This is a genomic window from Pedobacter sp. UYP30 (genome assembly GCF_040547165.1).
In the GTDB taxonomy this organism is placed as follows: Bacteria; Bacteroidota; Bacteroidia; order Sphingobacteriales; family Sphingobacteriaceae; genus Pedobacter.
The window spans coordinates 91,480-111,199 of sequence record NZ_JBEPPD010000011.1 but is presented as its reverse complement, the minus strand read 5'-3'; the positions used below and the strand labels follow the sequence as shown (position 1 = coordinate 111,199).

At 38.7% G+C, this 19,720-nt stretch carries 9 protein-coding genes and 1 pseudogene; 6 read left to right on the top strand and 4 right to left on the bottom strand.

Annotated elements, in window-relative coordinates; genetic code table 11:
* Positions 1–8 precede the first annotated feature (8 nt).
* The 3 genes from ABIB40_RS13295 to ABIB40_RS13285 all read left to right on the top strand — a co-directional run bounded on the left by ABIB40_RS13295 (position 9) and on the right by ABIB40_RS13285 (position 5,845).
* Complete coding sequence (locus tag ABIB40_RS13295) at positions 9–2,432, top strand: glycoside hydrolase family 3 N-terminal domain-containing protein (protein ID WP_354359849.1); 2,424 nt, start codon at positions 9–11, stop codon at positions 2,430–2,432.
* A 50-nt stretch (positions 2,433–2,482) separates the two neighbouring features.
* Positions 2,483–3,880, top strand: coding sequence for a glycoside hydrolase family 28 protein (locus ABIB40_RS13290; RefSeq protein WP_354359847.1), 1,398 nt, complete (start codon positions 2,483–2,485; stop codon positions 3,878–3,880).
* A gap of 261 nt (positions 3,881–4,141) precedes the next feature.
* Complete coding sequence (locus ABIB40_RS13285) at positions 4,142–5,845, top strand: family 43 glycosylhydrolase (RefSeq protein ID WP_354359845.1); 1,704 nt, start codon at positions 4,142–4,144, stop codon at positions 5,843–5,845.
* A 257-nt stretch (positions 5,846–6,102) separates the two neighbouring features.
* Here ABIB40_RS13285 and ABIB40_RS13280 read toward each other — a convergent pair whose 3' ends face one another.
* From ABIB40_RS13280 to ABIB40_RS13270, 3 genes are all read right to left on the bottom strand, one after another.
* Positions 6,103–6,702 (bottom strand): sigma-70 family RNA polymerase sigma factor, encoded by a 600-nt coding sequence (locus tag ABIB40_RS13280; RefSeq protein ID WP_354359843.1) that lies wholly within the window; start codon positions 6,700–6,702, stop codon positions 6,103–6,105.
* 195 nt (positions 6,703–6,897) lie between these two features.
* Entirely contained in the window at positions 6,898–9,177 is a 2,280-nt protein-coding gene (locus ABIB40_RS13275) for a beta-glucosidase family protein (protein ID WP_354359841.1), read from the bottom strand.
* A gap of 209 nt (positions 9,178–9,386) precedes the next feature.
* Positions 9,387–10,949, bottom strand: coding sequence for a glycoside hydrolase family 28 protein (locus ABIB40_RS13270; RefSeq protein WP_354359839.1), 1,563 nt, complete (start codon positions 10,947–10,949; stop codon positions 9,387–9,389).
* 469 nt (positions 10,950–11,418) lie between these two features.
* Here ABIB40_RS13270 and ABIB40_RS20725 point away from each other — a divergent pair.
* A pseudogene (locus ABIB40_RS20725) lies at positions 11,419–11,514 on the top strand (hypothetical protein); the annotation flags it as partial.
* 101 nt (positions 11,515–11,615) lie between these two features.
* Here ABIB40_RS20725 and ABIB40_RS13260 read toward each other — a convergent pair.
* Positions 11,616–14,030: a GH92 family glycosyl hydrolase gene (locus tag ABIB40_RS13260; RefSeq protein ID WP_354359837.1), complete on the bottom strand. Its 2,415-nt coding sequence runs from the start codon at positions 14,028–14,030 to the stop codon at positions 11,616–11,618.
* A gap of 618 nt (positions 14,031–14,648) precedes the next feature.
* Here ABIB40_RS13260 and ABIB40_RS13255 point away from each other — a divergent pair.
* Positions 14,649–17,900, top strand: a complete 3,252-nt coding sequence (locus tag ABIB40_RS13255; protein WP_354359835.1) for a SusC/RagA family TonB-linked outer membrane protein — start codon at positions 14,649–14,651, stop codon at positions 17,898–17,900.
* Between the two features lie 10 nt (positions 17,901–17,910).
* Positions 17,911–19,674, top strand: coding sequence for a RagB/SusD family nutrient uptake outer membrane protein (locus tag ABIB40_RS13250; RefSeq protein WP_354359833.1), 1,764 nt, complete (start codon positions 17,911–17,913; stop codon positions 19,672–19,674).
* The last annotated feature ends 46 nt before the right edge of the window (positions 19,675–19,720 follow it).

Sequence of the window (19,720 nt, the reverse complement as noted above, 5' to 3'; positions counted from 1 at the left end):
CTATAATTATGAATAGCCCAAAACAAATTCTACGGATAGGTGCATTATCGTTTACACTTTTAACATTGGCTGTTGGCGCTAGCGCGCAAAGTAAAGATATTTACCACAAGGGGTGGATAGATTTTAACAAAAATGGTAAGAAGGATGTTTTTGAAGACCCATCCCAAACTGTAGATAAGCGTGTTGCAGACTTGCTAAGCAAAATGACAGTTGATGAGAAAACCTGCCAAATGGCTACGCTTTACGGCTACAAACGTGTTTTAAAAGATGAGATGCCAATTCCGAATTGGAAAAATGAAATCTGGAAAGACGGCATAGCCAATATTGATGAGGAGTTGAACAATTTGTCTTGGAACGGTGATATGGCGCCCACACAATATTCTTTTCCATATAGTAAACATGCAAATGCCATCAATACCATACAAAAATGGTTTATTGAAGAAACGCGCATGGGCATTCCGGTAGATTTTACAAACGAGGGTATTCACGGGTTAAATCATGATAGGGCGACGTCGTTGCCATCACCAATAAACATTGGAAGTACGTGGAATAAAAATTTGGTAAGACTTGCTGGTAATGTGGTGGGCAGAGAGGCTAAAGCCCTTGGTTATACCAATGTTTACACTCCAATTTTAGATCCGGCTCGAGATCAGCGTTGGGGGCGTGTAGTAGAGTGTTATGGCGAAGACCCATATTTGATTGCCGAAATGGGCAAACAAATGGTTTTGGGCGTTCAAGAGCAAGGAGTTGCATCTACCCTTAAACATTATGCAGTTTACAGCGTGCCAAATGGAGGAAGAGATGGGAAAGCCCGTACCGATCCGCATGTTGCGCCCCGAGAGATGGAGCAAATTTATCTTTATCCGTTTCGCCGGGTAATACAAGAGGCACATCCAATGGGCGTAATGAGCAGTTATAACGACTGGGACGGAGTGCCAATTACGGGAAGTTATTATTTTCTAACTGAATTGTTGCGCCAAAAATTCGGTTTTGATGGTTATGTGGTAAGCGATAGTCAGGCAGTAGAATATCTTTACGAAAAACATCACGTAGCCGATACCTATAAAGAAGCTGTAAGGCAAACTGTAGAGGCGGGACTAAATGTGCGCTGTAACTTTACCATGCCTCAAACCTTCATTCTCCCACTTAGAGAGTTGGTAAACGAGGGTAAAATTTCTATGCAAACCATCGATAGCCGAGTTGGAGATGTACTTAGGGTAAAATTTAGACTTGGATTGTTTGATGAACCTTATGTGAAAGATCCTAAAGCGGCGGATAAACTTGTTCAAAACGAGCAGGCTAAGGAAATGGGGCTTCAAATGAATCGCGAAAGCATGGTGCTTCTTAAAAATAAAGACGGTCTTTTGCCGCTTGATTTAAAAAAGATGCCAAAGATATTGGTTACCGGTCCTCTAGCCACCGAAGTAAATTATGCCAGTAGCAGATATGGTCCTTCACATAATCCCGTTACTACAGTACTGCAAGGCCTAAAAGACCGTGTCGGAAAAAATGGAACTGTTCAATATACAAAAGGCTGCGATGTTGTTGATGCCACTTGGCCCGAAAGTGAAATTATAGAAACCCCGCTTACAGAAGTGGAACAGAACGAAATTAATAAAGCCGTAGATATGGCAAAGCAATCTGATGTGGTAGTGGTTGTGGTTGGCGAGGATGAAAAACGAATAGGAGAGGGCAGGTCTCATACCGGCTTAGGATTGCCCGGGCGGCAGTTAAAATTGGTGCAAGCGTTACAGGCAACAGGTAAACCAGTTGTTATGGTAATGATTAATGGTCAGCCATTAACCATCAACTGGGAAAATCGCTATGTGCCAGCAATTTTAGAAGCCTGGTTCCCTGGGCCAGAAGGCGGTAAGGTAGTAGCAGAAACCCTGTTTGGAGATTATAATCCGGGAGGCAAATTGACAATTACTTTCCCTAAATCGGTAGGGCAGATAGAATTCAACTTTCCATTTAAAAACGGTTCGCACGCCAATCAGCCAAGTAGCGGGCCAAACGGATACGGCAACACGCGCGTTAACGACGCCTTATATCCGTTTGGGTATGGATTAAGTTATACTACATTTAAATACAGCAATTTGGTGGTGCCAGCTAAAATCCGGAACCAAGAGGATATTCAGATTAAGGTTGATGTAACGAATACTGGTACTCGTAAAGGAGATGATGTTGTGGAACTCTATTTGAAAGATATGGTGAGCAGTGTAACTACTTACGAAAGTGATTTACGTGGCTTTGAGCGCATAAGTTTGAATCCTGGCGAAACCAAAACAGTAACCTTCAAACTAAAGCCCGATGACCTTGCATTGCTGGACAAAAACATGAATTGGACTGTTGAGCCAGGTGCTTTCGAGGTGCGCATTGGTCAATCGAGCGAGGACATCAAATTGAAAAAAGAGTTTATTGTAGAAGAGTAAGCATGACTTTGCGTAAACAAATTAATAACCGTTAAAATATTATTTAAAAAATGAAATATTCAATTATTATCTTAGTACTCCTTTTTTCTTCATTTAACGTCTCCAGTAAGGATATTGACGTTACCAAATTGGGTGCCGTAGGAGATGGCAAAACAGACAATACACTTACTATACAGAAAGCGATTGATGAATGTGCTGCATCTGGCGGTGGTACGGTTATCATACCAACAGGAGTTTTTGTTTCAGGCACCATTTTTCTAAAAAGCAATGTTTCTCTCCATGTAAATCGGTCAGCCGTTTTAAAAGGAATTACAAAGCTTGATTCTTATCCTGGTGCTCATTTTCTTGAGAAAGGTTTTATTCGAGTTGATCGCGTAGAAAACGTTACTATTGAAGGCGATGGAATTATCGACGGTAGTGGTGATCAACAGATTTTCCAACAAGGAGAGGGTGGAAACAACAGGCCATATCTGGTGCATGTACGAAAAAGCAAGCATGTCGTTATTAAGGATATCAACCTTAGAAACGGTGCTTTCTGGACGTTGAGATTATTTGAAAATGATGACGTACGCATCGATGGAATTAATATTTACAGTCATGGAAATTGGAACAATGATGGCATCGACATTGATAGTAAAAATGTGATAATCAGTAATTCACGTATTGATGCTGACGATGACGGTATATGTTTTAAAAGTGATGGTAAACAATTGTGTGAAAACATAACCGTAACCAATTGCATTATTGGGTCCAATTGTAATCCCATCAAATTTGGCACAGCCTCTCATGCCGGTTTTAAAAACATTACAGTCTCAAATTGCGTCGTCCAACGTGCATCCGAATCACGCAACTGGAAATGGTTTAAAGAGATTGAAGGTGTTACGGATTCTATTACAGGCATCTCCGGAATTGCGATGGAGGTGGTTAATGGTGGCATAATGGATCAGATTACTATATCGAATATTTCTATGGTAGGTATTCAAACACCTATATTTCTAAGGTTGGGCAGTCGAAATAATCCAACGGGGTCATTAAAAAATGTTTTGATTAGCAATGTGGTTGCCAACTCCAGAAGTTTAATTCCAAGTATTATTTCTGCGGTACCTGGTTTTTATATAGAAAATGTAATTATTCGAGATGTGATTGTTAATGGTATTGGTGGAGGAACGGTAGCGCAAGCCAATAAAAAGGTTCCTGAAAATGAAAAAGGTTATCCTGAAAATAGGATGTTTGGAAATACACTCCCTGCTTATGGATTTTACATTCGCCATGCCAAAAATATTTCATTAGATAACATTCAATTCTTTTTGAAAAAACCAGACTTTAGACCGGCCATTGTTCTTGATGATGCGCATAAAATAATTTTACGCGGTATAAATGCACCAAACCCTGGCGGAAATCAAAATTTAGTTGAAAATAAAAATTCAGACTTTAAGGTAATTCAGTAAAAAATCTAGCCCAAATAATCATGATTATTTGGGCTAGATTTAGGTTGTGAAATACTAACTCGAGTAGTTAAATCATCTATACTAGACGATAAACTAATATACAACATGTTTCGTCCTAAATAGCTTTATAGGTTTTTTTTTAGTTTTTGAATGATAATATCACATCTCTAAACTACGCGAAAACAAAAAAATATTAAGTTTAAATTCCTTAAGTTTTGTAACTTAAGGGCATAGACTCTAAACATAAATTACAATCATTAAATGAAAAAAATCCTTACTATTTTAATTTTCGTATCGGCCTCTTTAGCATTAAAGGCACAGCAAGGAATGCCCCAAACTTTCTGCAATCCCATCAACATTAGTTACCAGTTTTCTTTAGAAAAACCTTCACGCCGTAGCGCCGCTGATCCTGTTATTATTCTATATAAAGATAATTACTACTTGTTTGCGACATCGTCTGGCGGGTATTGGCATTCTAAAGATTTGCTAGACTGGGCTTTTGTTACCACAAAAGACTTGCCCTTTGAAAAAGATGCACCGGCAGCAGCGGTAATTAATGGTTCGTTATATTTTATGCCTATTAATAGTAATATTATTTATAAGGCAGTAGATCCAATAAAAGGTCAATGGGAAGTTTACAATCATTCGTTTCCTCTATCAGTAGGGGATCCTGATCTTTTCGAAGATACGGATGGGAAGGTTTACCTATATTATGGTTCTACAAACAACGGTTACCTTAAGGCAATAGAACTAGATGCAAACAATAAATTAAATCCAATTGGAGAACCTGTAGATGTTGTTAGAGGAAATCCAGAAATGCGTGGGTGGGAACGTTCTGGAGATTATAATACGTTGCCTGGGAGACCTTGGACTGAAGCGCCATGGATGACCAAGCACAATGGTAAGTATTACTACCAATATTCGGCGCCAGGCACTCAATACAAAAGTTATGCAGATGGCTATTATGTTGCCGAAAAGCCTCTTGGGCCTTTTACTTACTCACAAACCAATCCTTTTTCCGCGAAACCCGAAGGTTTTATTAGTGGTGCCGGACATGCGGCAACCTTTACAGATAAATATGGAAATTACTGGCGTATAGTCACCATGATTATTTCCGTAAAGCATAAATTCGAACGTCGGTTAGGTTTAATACCGGTAACTTTTGATAAGGATAATAACATGATCGCGCATACCGAGTTTGCCGATTATCCGATGGTTATGCCAAGTCATAAAATAAAGGATGTAGCTGAACTCTTCCCCGGTTGGATGCTGTTATCCTATAAAAAACCAACGAAAGCATCTTCAAGTCTAGAAAAAAATCTATCTTCATTAGCAGTTGATGAAGAAATTAGAGATTATTGGAGCGCAAAAACTGGAAAAAAAGGGGAATGGCTGAGTGTAGATTTAGGCTCTAAATGTACCGTTAATGCAATACAACTTAATTTTGCCGAAAACAACACCCAACTTTTTGGTCGTGCGCGAGTATTGGCGCAACAATACCTTTTAGAATATTCCAACGATAAAAAAACTTGGATAAAGTTGGTTGATAAAACTACGAATGAAAACGATCTTACCCACCAATACCAAGCGTTTAAAACACCCGTTAAGGCTCGATATTTTAAAGTGACGAACTATAGAGTTCCAAGCGGCACGTTTGCCATTTCTGGTTTTAGGATTTTTGGTAGTGGAAATAAAAATAAACCTTTAAAAGTAGCCTCGTTTAGCGTGGTAAGAGATGTGAACGATACACGTAATGTTACCCTAAGCTGGAAAAAGCAACCTAACGCTATTGGTTATAACATTAGATTCGGAATTAAAAAAGGTCAATTGAATCGCGTTTATCAGGTGTACGACCAAAGCGAATTAACCATAAGAAGTTTAAATAAAGATCAAAAGTATTGGTTTGCCATAGATTCGTTTGGAGAAAATGGAATAACCAAGGGGGTTGAGAAAGAGGCAAAGTAAAGGTTGTTGGTTTTTTCGGATTTCTAAAAACAATTATTTGATAATTGAATTCAAGCGTTGAATGTTAAAATACATACTTTCTTAAGTGGTGTTTTTGTAAAGCGTAGATTCATAATTTTCCTCTTGGTAAGGAAATTGAAACCTATTTTACTTGATTTTCTCCATTAGGAAAAAGGATGTTAAGGACTATCTATAAAGACGAGCGAGCAGGCTAATCATTCTTATATTGAATGATTTTTTACAAAGGGACAGTTATTCTAGCTCTTTGTAAAAAACAATCTAATGACTACAAGGAATAGGCTATAGTTTGTAAACACAATTCTTAAATATTTAACAGCCAAAGATATTTGGTTATCTACTGATCTTTTAGAAATGGAGAGTTTGTCAGCAATTTCTACATTAGTTAACTGACTGTTTCTACTCAAAGAAAAAACCTCTTGGCAACGCTTTGGCAAATCTTTAAGCGCAATTTCAATGTCGCCTTTCATTTCTTCAGAGCGAATGTTTTTTTCGCCATCATTCTCATCCAATAAAACAGCCTTAATGTCTTGATAGTTATCTATATAGGTTAACAGTAAAGATTCTTTGTTCGCTCTGATATGACTGTAAACTCTATATCTGGCAGCAACAGTTAAATAATTTTTAAATAAGTTGATCTCTCTGGTGCCTCTATTTTTCCAAATGTTATAAAAAATATCGTTCACAATTTCCTGACAGACTTCTGAGTCTGCTATGTAAGAAAATGCTTTTTTATACACTAATTTCCAATAACGATCATACAGCATGTTAAATGCTTTTTGATTGTCAAGTTTGACGGCAGCGTATAGCTCAGCATCTGTAGTTAACAGATCAGGCATAGCTTTATAATAAATGGTTGTTCAAAGATAATTTTTTTTAGTAATCGATTAAATTTATGGAACATTTTTTTTAAAGTATTCGTTACATCAATAATGCAACACTTCGTACCCACAAGACGAAAAAAATAGAGGTAGATTTACGAAGGTTTTGTAGGAAAGATAATTTATTCTATTTTCATTAATTTAAAATGGTCATTAGTTTTTTGCCGTAGTCGGTTTCTCATCCTCGAACTCTATCTGCGGTTTCAACACCGCATGATCAGTTTCTACAAGGATACTTTTAGGCACCTCAAAGGAAGCCTTTTGCTGAATGTCTCGAGATGAAGCACCTGCTTTAACAGTATATTTTCCAGGATCGGTAACCCATTGGGATTTTTCTGTGTGGTAAGATGCCAAATCGGCCGCCGTAATTCTGAAGGTAAAAGTTTGAGACTCGCCAGGCTTTAATAACTTGGTTTTACCAAAGGCTTTAAGTTCTTGCGCTGGCTTGTCTATCGTATTAGATGGCGCACTTATGTACAATTGTATTACCTGCTTCCCGGCAACATGGCCAATGTTTTTAACTTTTGCTGTTGCCATAATTGAGCCGCTAAAGTCCTTTGCGCTCAACTTAAGATTTGTAATTGAGAAATCTGTGAAAGATAGCCCATATCCAAATTCGTAGCTGGGTTTAATGTTAAAACTGTCTGCGTAGCGATAACCCACATAGATGCCTTCTTTGTAAATAACTTGTTCGGGTTTGTCTTTCGGTGTTCCCGGAAAATTTCCTGCAGATGGAACGTCGCTATATTTTTCAAAAAAAGTATCTGGCAATTTACCAGATGGATTTATTTTACCGCTTAAAACATCTGTAACGGCAAAACCTGCTTCTTGCCCAGGCTGCCAAGCCAGCAAAATTGCATCGACATCACTTTGCCACGGATCCATCTCAATCGCTCCGCCAACGTTCAACACTACAACCACCTTTTTTCCTTTTTTATGGAAAGTATGGGCAATCATGGCAATCTGCTGCTTTTCTTCGGGAGTTAACTTATAATTGGTTTCTAATTTACGGTCTTCGCCTTCGCCAGAATTCCTACCAATGGTTATCAATGCAAGATCACTATTTTCTGCGCTTTCTTCAATATTTTTATCAGCCACCACCATTTCGGGCAATATCCCCGGCGGCCTAACACCAGTAATGCCAGGCAACATTAGCTCTTTGTTGTTTTTAAAATACTCGTAGTAAACACCAGCAAGTTTGGTGTCAATCTTAAAGCCGGCATCGAGTAATCCCTCGTTTCCAGAAATAACATACGCTTTATTTACGTCGCCGCTACCGTAGCCACCAGCAATCGGATTGTAGAATGAGTCGCCAAACGCAGCTATAACTTTTACCGATTTAGAAATTGGAAGGGCTTTAGAGTTATTTTTCAATAAAACCATTCCCTCATCGGCTGCTTCTCTGGCTATATTCGCATGTGCCTTTAAATCTGGCTTATCGCTATATTGATACTTTAGAAAAGTTGGAGATTTTAATATAACTGCAAGAATGCGTTCAACATTTGTATTTAATACAGACTCGTTTAATGTCTTGTTTTTTACCGCATCAACCAGGGCCTTAATCTGATTTTCTCTACCTGGCATTAAAAGATCGTTTCCAGCTTTCATCTCTGCGATCCAATCTTTGCCGCCAAACCAATCTGTCATCACAAAACCTGTAAATTTCCATTCATCGCGTAAAATGGTGGTCAATAAATCATGTCTTTCTGCGGTGTAAGTTCCGTTAAGTTTGTTGTAAGAAGACATAACTGTCCAAGGATTTGATCCTGCAATGGCAATGCGGAAGTCTCTCAAATAAATTTCTCTAAGCGCCCTTTCGCTTATAATGGCATTAACGCTGCCACGACTCGTCTCTTGATTGTTTGCAATGAAATGTTTAATAGACGTGCCCACACCGTTAGATTGTATGCCGTTTATAAGTGCTGCGCCCATTTTACCAGAAAGCAATGGGTCTTCAGAATAATACTCAAAATTGCGTCCATTTAACGGATTTCGATGAATGTTAACACCCGGGCCTAACAAAATATCCACTCCATATTCTTTTACTTCATTACCGAAAGCCTTGCCCACCTTTTCCACTAAATTTACGTTCCAAGTAGAAGCCAAGGAGCTGCCCACAGGAAAGCCAGTTGCAAAATAGGTTTTGGTGTTGTCGTCTTTTCGTGTCGCCGCAATCCGTAATCCGGCAGGGCCATCTGCAAAAACAAGAGAGGGGATGCCCAAACGCAATATTGCGGCAGTATTGCCCGCTGCACCGGGAACCATTTTATCTGTTTGGCCAATTGCGGTGCCATCAGCTAATTTGCCGCTAGAAGCCTTACTTTCTGCCCCAACCACTAGTGTTGCTTTTTCCTCAAGCGTCATGGCGGCAACTATGTCCTTGATTGAGGCTTTACCTAACTGCGGTGCAACTTTCGTCACTTTTTGCGCCATTGCAGGTAAGCAGCAGCTACAGATAAAGAACACTATAAGATTAATACTTCTTGTCATTAACTTAAATTATTTCATTTCTCATAAAATCTTCAACTGTAGCAAACCCCATTTCGGCATTTTTATTTAAAACGCTTTGGACAGTTGTATTTATATTTATGGATAAAGTTTACATTCTTAACCCTTAAATTTTCATTTATCAAACTATAGTATTATTTAATTTTATATACTTGGTTATTGTTGGTGATACTTTGAGTTTCAACTTTGCTGCATTCGTCAATAATAACAGGTTCGCGAGGTTCTGGATTTGAAGATTTAATTTTCAAGTTATTGATTTTCAAACCATAAACGTACCTACAATACAAACCTGCGCTTGTCAAATCTCCCCAACCATCTGGAGAAGGATAACCAGCTTTTACCCTTTTTAATACCTGCACCATATCAATACTTCTATCTTCTTTTTTTCCGGCGTGCGATAATTCTAAAGTAATGTTTTCTAGAATTACGTTTTTCAACTGATGATTGTTATCTAGCCCTGTTACCGAAGAAGACATTGGACCCGCACTTGTTGCATGAAAGTTGGAAATCAACACGTTTTCTATACTTCCAATACCTGGTTGAGGGGCGTCTTTTGTATATTTTCGGCTGCGATTGCCAAGGGTAATAAAAAGTGGGGTTACACAATCATCCGCATCAATATTGTTAAACCAAACGTTCTCCATTTTGCCGCCATCTGTAATGATAAGGGTGATGGCTGTATGGCAAGTCTCGGTACCATTTATATAGTGGTGACTGGTAACAGACGGAACAACCTTACAATTTCTATAGACAATGTTCTTAAAACCGCCAGTTGTTTCTGTGCCTAATTTCAAAGCGTTGCAGTGGCTGGATGCAATGCAGTCTTCAATCAATACATTCTCACATTTTGAGGGACCGTTACTTTTTAAACAAATTGCATCATCATCACTGTCAACTTTACAGTTTCTAATGTACACATTCTTACATCCATCAATATCCATTCCATCGTTATTTTGGTGGGCATGGTTAAAAACGTTCTGATTTTCGATCATCAAATTTTCGCAATTAAGGTAATGTTGCATCCATTGCGGAGAGTTAATGAACATCAAGCCTGCTACATAAATGTCTTTCGAACTTATAATACGCATGCCGAAAGGTCTTCGGGTATCATTGTTGCCTGTGTTCAAATAAACGGCATCATCGCCCCTAAAATCTATTATTCCTTTTCCGGTAAAAGAGATGTCGTGCACCTTTTCCGCATAGAAAAGAGATTTATTTACCTGTAGATCGGTATTGGCTTTATATTCTGGGTAAATAATTGGGTAATCTTTTGCATCGGTACTGGCAATAATTTTGGCATTTGCCGAGAGCTCTATATGTGTGCCAGATTTTAGAATGATTGTGCCAGTTAGATAAGTTCCCTTTGGAAAAAACAATCTAACCGGACCGTTTGCTGTGCAAGAATCTATGGAGTGCTGAAACTGTTTGGTAACTAGTTGCGTTCCTGTGTTGTCGAATTTAAAATCTTTAACCACATCAAACACGGGTATTTTGCTCCGATCTATGGCTAGCTTTTCAACCAAGCCTTTTGCCATTATTTCTAGACTGTCCTGAAGTTTTAGAAACTCACCGTTAGGCTTGCTTTGTTTGGCCGATAACTGCTCGAATTTAGTTGTTGGCAGTATAGATTTTTTGCTTTGTGCAAAACAAAAAAATGGCGTTAGTATAAGTGCTAATCTGATAAAAAATTTATTCATATTGGTTTTTTTTATATCTAGCTGGATAGGAAAATCCGAATGTACAAAAAATAGATTGAGAGATATGAATAATATTCTCCATCTGAAAAATGCCGTTTTATCATTACGGATACATTCATTTTTTAATTTATAATATATTGCTATGAAAAATTGGGTATTTGAGACTTGATGTTTTTTGCGCGCTCACCTTTAGTTAGATCTGCATTAAATTAATTCAAAATTTGAAATTGATGATTGATTTGAGTAGAGGTGGAAGATATTATTTTTTTACTAATGATAATTTCTATGCATTGTACATTAGAAAATTAGGACATTTAGATTTTACAAAATTTATTACTGGCAACAAATAGGCGACCACCAAATCTTAATAATATTCTTTTACTTGGAAACAAAATGTGATTAGAAACTCCGCCATAGGCACAACAAAGATAAGTTTTAACAAACCAGGCGAACACACCTTAAAAACTTATGTGGGGATCCGGGTAGGGTTGTTCAAAAAATCATGATAGATTTTGGCGGATTAAAAAGGTCTTACATAGGGCCTGGGGCGACTGTTATAAAGTAGTAGTTTTTTTAACTGATTTAGTAGGAGTTGATGAAAAACTGAATCCGTCTTTGATATAGAATCCGTCTGTCAATGAGACAATTCTAAAGCCATAAGTGTCCTTAATGGGTTCCCCAATTTATATTCGGCTTTTCTCCCAGCAAAAACTCTAATTTTGCGCCAGACATTAAGTCGTCGTAGGTAAGGTAAGTTTTATCGTATAGCTTACCGTTTATTTTTAAGGACTGGATAAACCGATTTTTTCCTTTATTGCCATTGGCTAAAATCTGTATTGTTTTACCATTTTTTAACTTTATAATCGCTTTATCAAAAAGCGGACTACATATTTCATATCTATTTGAGACAGGATCTACGGGATAAAACCCTAATGAAGCGAACACATACCACGCACTCATTTGCCCGGCATCATCGTTCCCGCTTAAACCACCTGGGCCATCGGCGTACTCCTCGTCTAAAACTTGTCGAACTATTTTTTGTGTTTTCCAAGGTGTATTAGTATAATTATACATAAAAGGAATTTGGTGTCCGGGCTCGTTTCCATGCCAATATTCGCCTTTTAAAAATAAACTATCTAATGCTTTCTCTAAAGCGCTCTTTCCACCAACTAAATCAATTAATCCTTTTATATCTTGCGGGGCATAAAACATATATTGTCGTGGTGTACCTTCGGTTATAAAACTGGCTCTTTTGTCTGGATTAAAATTGCCTAACCAACTTCCGTCAGCATACCGTCCATTTATCGATTGTACTTTTTTGTCAAATACATTTTTGTAATTTTTAGCCCTAATAAACAGTTCTTTTTCATCATCTGCTCTACCTAACTTTTCGGCAATTTTCGCTACACAGTAATCATCGAACGCATATTCCATCGTTCTAGATACCTGCTCATTGGTGTGAAATGCTTCTAAAATGTGGTTGTTTAACGGCACATATCCATATTTTTTATAATCCCCTAATGCTCTTCTTCCTTTTCCCTCCATAGATTCGGTAGAATCCGGAGTTTCAAATGCGTTTTTTCGCATCAAATTGTAGGCCTTGTTCTGATCAAAACCGCCAATGTTTTTCACGATAGCGGATGCCAAAAATGCGGAACCGTGATCTCCTATCATGGCTGCCGTGTAATTGTTCCAGCAAGGAAAGATAGGCAACCAACCACCTTGATCGCCTTTTAAAACCATAGAATTAGCAAATTCTCCAATCTTTTTGGGCTGCAAAATTTGATAAAGCGGCAGCTGTGCGCGATAGATATCCCACATAGAAAAATCGTCATAATAATCTTTCCCCTTTAACTGGGCATTCTCGTACTGGTGTGCAAATTTTGGATAGCTTCCATTCACATCGCTGAATAATCGAGGATGTTGCATACTATGGTAAAAAGACGTGTAAAAAATATCTTTGTCTTTCTTATCGGAAGTTTCTATCTTAATTTGTCCCAAAGCCGTATTCCATATATCCCCCGCCTGTTTTCTTAATTTCTCAAAATCCCAATGATTGATTTCAGCTTTTAAATTTGCTCTTGCGTTGGCGATGCTGGTGAATGATGTTCCCATTCTAATTGTCAGTCGCTCCCCTTTTTGCATCTTGAATTTTAGAAAAGCTCCAAGATCAACTTTATTACCGGTGCTTTGTCCATCCAAAAAATCGTTGCCAGAAAAGAGGCCGTTTTTTTCAACCTGTTTCTGAAATTGAATTACAAAAAAACCGTTAAATCCAGCTGGAGAACCTGAACCCTGATAAATCCTATAAACAGGATTATAGCCCACGACCTCGCCATTTTTCTGGTCAATTTTAACAAATCCTTTTGCCCTATCACTATTAGGCTTAATAATTAAATAAAAATCATCAGTGCTGCCTGCAGTAAAACGCATCATTGCGCTTCTAGCCAGTGCTGTTATTTCTGAAGTGATTTGATATTTATCCAAAAACACACTGTAATAGTTTGGCGAAGACTTTTCATTTTTATGCTGATAGCCAGAAGCATAATCTACTGCCGAAGTTCTCAATTTGCCTGAAATAGGCATGATGGTAAAACTTCCATAATCTTGTGTACAAGAACCACTAAGCCAATGGGTTGCCCTAAAACCACTCATTTCTTTATCTTTGTAATAGTATGGTGCGACACACTTTTTTTCTGTCAATTGGGTTTGTGGCGTCCATTGTGTCATTCCAAATGGTAGGCCGACCGCGGGAATTACATTTGCCAATAACTCTGTTGTAGGTCCTGAACTATGTTTTTTTGAAGAAATAGTCGTACTGTAGGAAGTTCCGGTAAGCGGATTTACATAATCTACAAGGTTTTGTTTTTGTCCGAAACAATTAACAAATAGACATAATAGAATTGTTGATAGGGAACCTTTTTGTAATATCCTCCGTAGTTTAGATTGCTTTTTGCACATGCACTTTAACTTAAAATCTAATAATCGTGACACGTTGCCAAGGCAACACGCTGTCACGGCAGGTTGAGCTGAACGAAAACTAATGTTTATTGCAACGCCTAAATTACTATTTTTCGCCATAATTTTATAAAGTTAAGGTAAGTCGCTGAGATGCTAGGATACATATTGAAGATTTGAGGCGTTTGATATTATTCAAAATAAAACTCTACTAGTGTTCAGTTCGTTCTGTGAGGTGTGGAATAGTGAGAATGCCTATTCATTTCGAACCAGTCCAAATCTGACAATTCCTCTTTTCTTATAGCTTTAGCCAAGCAACAAAAAACCTAACTAACTCCAAACAGACAATACCCATTTGGCTCTGTTTTAAAAGTAAAACAATGGAGGTAATTGAGGGAAAACTACTTAAAAGCCAAATGAATTTTTGTTTGATCTAGTTAGTATCTCGGTGGGTTGGTTAAAGCATTTAACTCAATACAACGCCTCCAATAGTTTAAAATCGGACCTTCGTGCGAAATAAGCACGTATTGACAATTAATATGGATTATAGGTCAGTACAAAAAATAAATTATGTCATTTATTTGTATTGCCAAATAATTTAGCTGCGCATGATGAATTCCCAGTCCTCTCGGTTTCCTAGTTATTTGAAGCAAAATCATTTACTAACCAACATTTTGTTAACATGAACAAAAAACCAAAAAACAATTATTCCCACTTAAAACCAATTCAAATGATTTAACTATGAAAAACAAATTACTAAAAAATTCTTCTAGTAAAAGATACCTTGTCTTTTACCTAAGTTGTTTTCTTCTGGTCTTCCTCTCTCAGCTGGCAAATGCCCACAATTCTTTAAACTCATACATCAACTATGTTGCTAGCGTTAGCAACAATCGGTTGCTGGTTAAAGGTAAAGTGGTAGATGCAAAAACGGGGGAGAGCATACCGGGGGTTAGCGTTCTTGTAAAAGGAACCAAAACAGCAACTACTACTGACGCGAATGGAACTTTCCAAATCGAAGCGCCAGATAATGGCACGCTGGTTTTTACTTTTGTTGGCTATGAAAGCGCAGAAGTGCCAATAAGCGGGAAAACTAGCTTAAACATTAAACTTACCTCTTCTAATAACGTGTTAGACGAAGTTGTAGTTGTAGGTTACGGTACTCAAAAGAAAACATCAACTACAGCTGCAGTATCCACCATCGATTTAACAGATATTAAGCAAAAACCTGTAGTTAATCTTACTAATAGTTTAGTCGGGCGAGCATCGGGTCTAATAGCAAGGCAGGGAAGCGGTGAGCCGGGAGCTGATGGTTCTTCGTTTACAATCAGAGGTCCCGCTACTACCGGACGTACTGGGGCGTTAACCATTGTGGATGGAGTACCTCGTGATTTCAGCCGTTTAGATCCTAACTCAATTGCAACAATCACTATATTAAAAGATGCTGCTGCGGTGGCGCCTTATGGTGTGGCGGGTGCAAACGGTGTAGTTGTTATTACTACCAAACAAGGAAAGACGGGTAAACCTCAATTATCCTATAACATGTATTACGGTTTCCAAAATCCTACCATAACGCCTCAGTTCGTTGATGCAGTTGAATTTGCAAAAATATCGAATGAAGCTGCGCTTAATGATAAAGCTTCTAAACTTCCGTTTTCTGACAGGGATATTGAATTATATGGAAACGGGCAGGATCCTGACGGCCACCCTAATCAAAGGCCTTTGGATGGTATCATTTCTAAAAATGCTCCAATTCAGTATCATAACTTTACTTTATCAGGTGGTAGTGAAGATGTTAAATATTTTGCTTCCCTTGGTTATAACCGCCAGGAAGGTATGTGGAGTACGACGTTTCTGAATAAATTTAACGGGTCATTTGGATTAACCGCAAATGCTACAAAAAGCACTACCGTGGATCTGAAAATTAACGGTTTTCAGGAAGATCAACATTATCCTGGAGTTGGTGCCGGTAGTATTTTCAGACAGGCATACAGACAAGCTCCTACTACTCCGGTTCGCTACAGCAATGGACTGGGTGCCGGGTACATAGGCCAGTCTTTATACGGTGAGATTTACCAAAGCGGCTATGAAACGGTTAACAATAATTCTTTGCTAACACAATTATCTGTCGATCAAAAGTTGCCGATTAAAGGATTAAGTATAAAGGGTATAGTAAGTTATGATAGAGGCGCTGATCCCCTTGGATTTAGCCCGGTTGGCAATTCTACAGTTCGCCATCGTGATCTTCCTATACCTCTTACCAATCCTAAGCTTCCAGATCAAGTTCCTGGTGGGCCAATTCCAACTTATGGGCCTGGAGTGGTTTATACTTACCCAATATCTTATCAAGGGCAAACACTAACGAGACAAAGAACGAATGAAAATAAAATGGCTACCTATCAGGGTTTGTTAAACTATGCAGGTACTTTCGGTAAAAGTGAAATTACAGGACTTTTTGTTACGGAGTACCGTGATGTAAAATGGCAATTCTTTCAGGCAGAAAGGGCAAATTATAACTTAACCTTAGAAGATTTGGATTTCGGTGGTACCGCACCGGCTGACTCACGGGTGAGCGGACTTTCAGGCGGGCAAAAGCAACTGGGATATGTTTACAGGCTTACTTATGGCTATGCAGGTAAATATTTTGCAGAGGCAGCAGGCCGGTATGACGGAAGTTATGTTTTTGGACCGGGACACCGTTTTGGATTTTTCCCTGCCTTCTCTGCCGCATGGCGCATTTCTGAAGAAAATTTCATGAAAAAATTCGCCTGGATAAATAATCTTAAATTGAGAGCTTCCTACGGTGAATCGGGAAACTACCCGAACATTACGAGTGTTGCAAATCAATATTACTACCTGGATCAATTCGGAGTTAATGGAGCTTCTGCAGTATTAGGTAATGGAATCACACAGGGTATATCTGAAAATCTTCAAGGTAACCCCAATATTACCTGGGAAAAAGCACAAAAGACTGACATAGGAATTGAAGCCACCTTGTGGAATGGCTTGTTAGGTATTGAAGCAGATTATTTTTCCGAAAAAAGAGATAATCTGTTAGTTACCCAAGCTGGGGTTTTACCAAGAGAGTATGGTGTTGGATTAGGGCCTGTTAACGCAGGGAAAGTAACAAACAAGGGTATTGACCTGACCTTAAGTAGCTTTAAACAATTCTCTAACGATTTACGCTTAGATGTAAGAGGTACCTTTACTTATGCTAAAAGTAAAATAATACAGATCTTTGAAAATCCTACCACATTTAATAACCCTACTAGAAGCGAAACAGGACGTCCGCTTGGCGAGCAATTCGGACTTAAGTCTTTAGGTTATTATACTGCTGATGATTTTGTTGATCAGGTAGGTTATCAATTAAAGCCTGGGATTCCGCTACCTACTTATGGAAACATAAAAGATCTTAGGCCGGGTGATATTAAATATGCTGATTTAAACAGTTCTGCAAATGATGGTAAACCGGATGGAAAGGTTGATCAGTTCGATCAAACGGATATTGGAAATCCCGAAGTTCCTCAGATTATATATGGACTTGCACCACACCTAACGTTTAAAAATTTCGACTTAGATTTGCTCTTTCAGGGCTCTGCCCTAAGTAATTTGTTACTTAGTGGTTTTTATTCTTCCCCATTCAGTGAGGCGGGTTCCGTTCAGAAAATGGTTTATGATGATCATTGGACGCCGAATACTCCAAATGCTACATATCCCCGCATACACCAAGGGCCAATTTCTAACAACACGCAAGCTTCCACACATTTCTTGAGAAATAATTCTTACATCCGTTTAAGAAGTGCTGAATTTGGTTATACGTTTTCAAATAAGGTGTTAGGAAATTCGCTAAAATCTTTGAGAATCTACACTTCAGGTCAGAATTTAATTAACTGGACTCCGTGGATGAAGGAAAAAATTGATCCTGAAATTCAGGGTAATGCAGAACGGTATTACCAGCAAAAAGTAATAACATTTGGAGTTAATGCAACATTTTAATAATAAGAATATGAAATTTAAACATAGCAAAGATATAGCAAAAATCTTTTTACTTGGTTTGCTGGTACTAAGTATCGGCTCCTGTAAAAAAGATAACTTTCTGGATGTGCCTGGAACAAGCCTCTTAACCAGCAAGACCACTTTCGAGACTCAAGCGAATGCCGAACTTTTTGTAAATGATATTTACAGCCGTTTACCTGACGGTAATAACGGAACAGATCGTACACTTGAAGGTTGGACTGATAACAATAATTGTACAGCAGTCGCCCACGAGGGGCAGGCATTGATACGTTCAGGCGCACTCAGTTCAGGCAATACTACTAACGGCCCTGCCGACCAATTGGGATGGCAGCGTAATTATGAGAACATCAGGAGGTGTAATGTATTTTTAAAGGAAGCAGAAGCCAATAAAAGTATATATGATGCTACCTGGTATGTACAGCGAGTTGCTGAAGTACGGGTCCTTCGGGCCTTTTGCTACTCCATTTTATTTAGGAATTACGGCGGATTACCTTTAATCACGGTACCCTTAACTAATCTGGATGGAAGTGATATCTTTTATGCTCGGGCAACAGCTGATGAAACCGTAGCATTTATAGAAGCAGATTGTGACGCGGCAATTGCTGTTTTGCCGACTACTCAAGGTGGTAAAGATGTTGGTCGGATTACAAAGGGAGCCGCGCTAATGATAAAGGGAGATGTGGAGCTTTTTGCTGCCAGCCCTTTAGTAAATAAAACAAACGACCTTGCCAAATGGGCTAAGGCTGCTGCTACCTTAAAGTCGGTAATGGATTTAAATGTGTACAGTTTGTTTAAAACTTCAAACGGACCACATACCGGCCCAGGTCCATTAGCTATTAATTCAACTACTGGTTCTGGCACTAATTCTACAGCTTATAGAGACCAGTTCTTGGCAATAAACAATTGGAATTCTGAAACTATTCTCGCACGTGGTTATGCATTGCCAGGCAAGGGGCACAGAAGAGAAGGCTTTATGGGACCTGTTAAAGTTAACGGTGGTACACAAGCCTGGGGAGGTTTTTCACCTACTGAAAACCTTGTGGATGATTACGAAATGGATAACGGTAAACCCATTACAGATCCAGCATCTGGCTATGATCCACAACATCCTTATTTACATAGAGAGTCGAGGTTTGAACAATCAATCGTATATGATGGATCGTATTGGCAGGGAGACATAATGAAAACAAGGTTGGGCGGCGATAACGAGATTGATTTAGGCTCAAAAAGTGACAATTCAAATACAGGATATTATGCCCGTAAAACGCTGGATGAATCTATCAAAGGCCAGGCAAGTTTTGCAGCTCCTAATATTTCTAACTATATTTTCTATCGCTATGCAGAAACGTTGTTAAGCTATGCAGAAGCGCAAAACGAGGCAGTAGGTCCTGACGCAAGTGTTTACGAAGCTGTTAGACTGGTTAGGGATCGGGTTTTATTACCTGCACTTCCAGTTGGATTATCACAAGCTGCTATGCGAACAGATATTCGCAGAGAACGCCGTGTAGAACTTGCTTTAGAAGACCGTCGTTGGTACGATATCAGAAGATGGGAAATTACTACTAAGGGCGAAGCTGTATTAACTAAGCCGATGTACGGAATGCTGATCGACCCATCCGGAGGCACGCTTAAATACACTATAGTAGCCGGATTTCAAAACAAGTATTTCGATTATCAGAACTGGTTGCCAATTCCTGCGGATGTAATAAATGCAAACCCTAAACTTAAGGGACAAAACAACCCAGGTTACTAATTGTAAATTCGCTCCCAAATAATCCGCACCTCAATTTTCGAGGTGT

What these genes read in the sequence shown, in the direction of transcription:
- ABIB40_RS13295 (WP_354359849.1), top strand. Translation starts at nt 9, where the DNA reads ATGAATAGCCCAAAACAAATTCTACGGATAGGTGCATTATCGTTTACA.
- ABIB40_RS13290 (WP_354359847.1), top strand. Translation starts at nt 2,483, where the DNA reads ATGAAATATTCAATTATTATCTTAGTACTCCTTTTTTCTTCATTTAAC.
- ABIB40_RS13285 (WP_354359845.1), top strand. Translation starts at nt 4,142, where the DNA reads ATGAAAAAAATCCTTACTATTTTAATTTTCGTATCGGCCTCTTTAGCA.
- ABIB40_RS13280 (WP_354359843.1), bottom strand. Translation starts at nt 6,702, where the DNA reads ATGCCTGATCTGTTAACTACAGATGCTGAGCTATACGCTGCCGTCAAA.
- ABIB40_RS13275 (WP_354359841.1), bottom strand. Translation starts at nt 9,177, where the DNA reads ATGGCGCAAAAAGTGACGAAAGTTGCACCGCAGTTAGGTAAAGCCTCA.
- ABIB40_RS13270 (WP_354359839.1), bottom strand. Translation starts at nt 10,949, where the DNA reads ATGAATAAATTTTTTATCAGATTAGCACTTATACTAACGCCATTTTTT.
- ABIB40_RS13260 (WP_354359837.1), bottom strand. Translation starts at nt 14,030, where the DNA reads ATGGCGAAAAATAGTAATTTAGGCGTTGCAATAAACATTAGTTTTCGT.
- ABIB40_RS13255 (WP_354359835.1), top strand. Translation starts at nt 14,649, where the DNA reads ATGAAAAACAAATTACTAAAAAATTCTTCTAGTAAAAGATACCTTGTC.
- ABIB40_RS13250 (WP_354359833.1), top strand. Translation starts at nt 17,911, where the DNA reads ATGAAATTTAAACATAGCAAAGATATAGCAAAAATCTTTTTACTTGGT.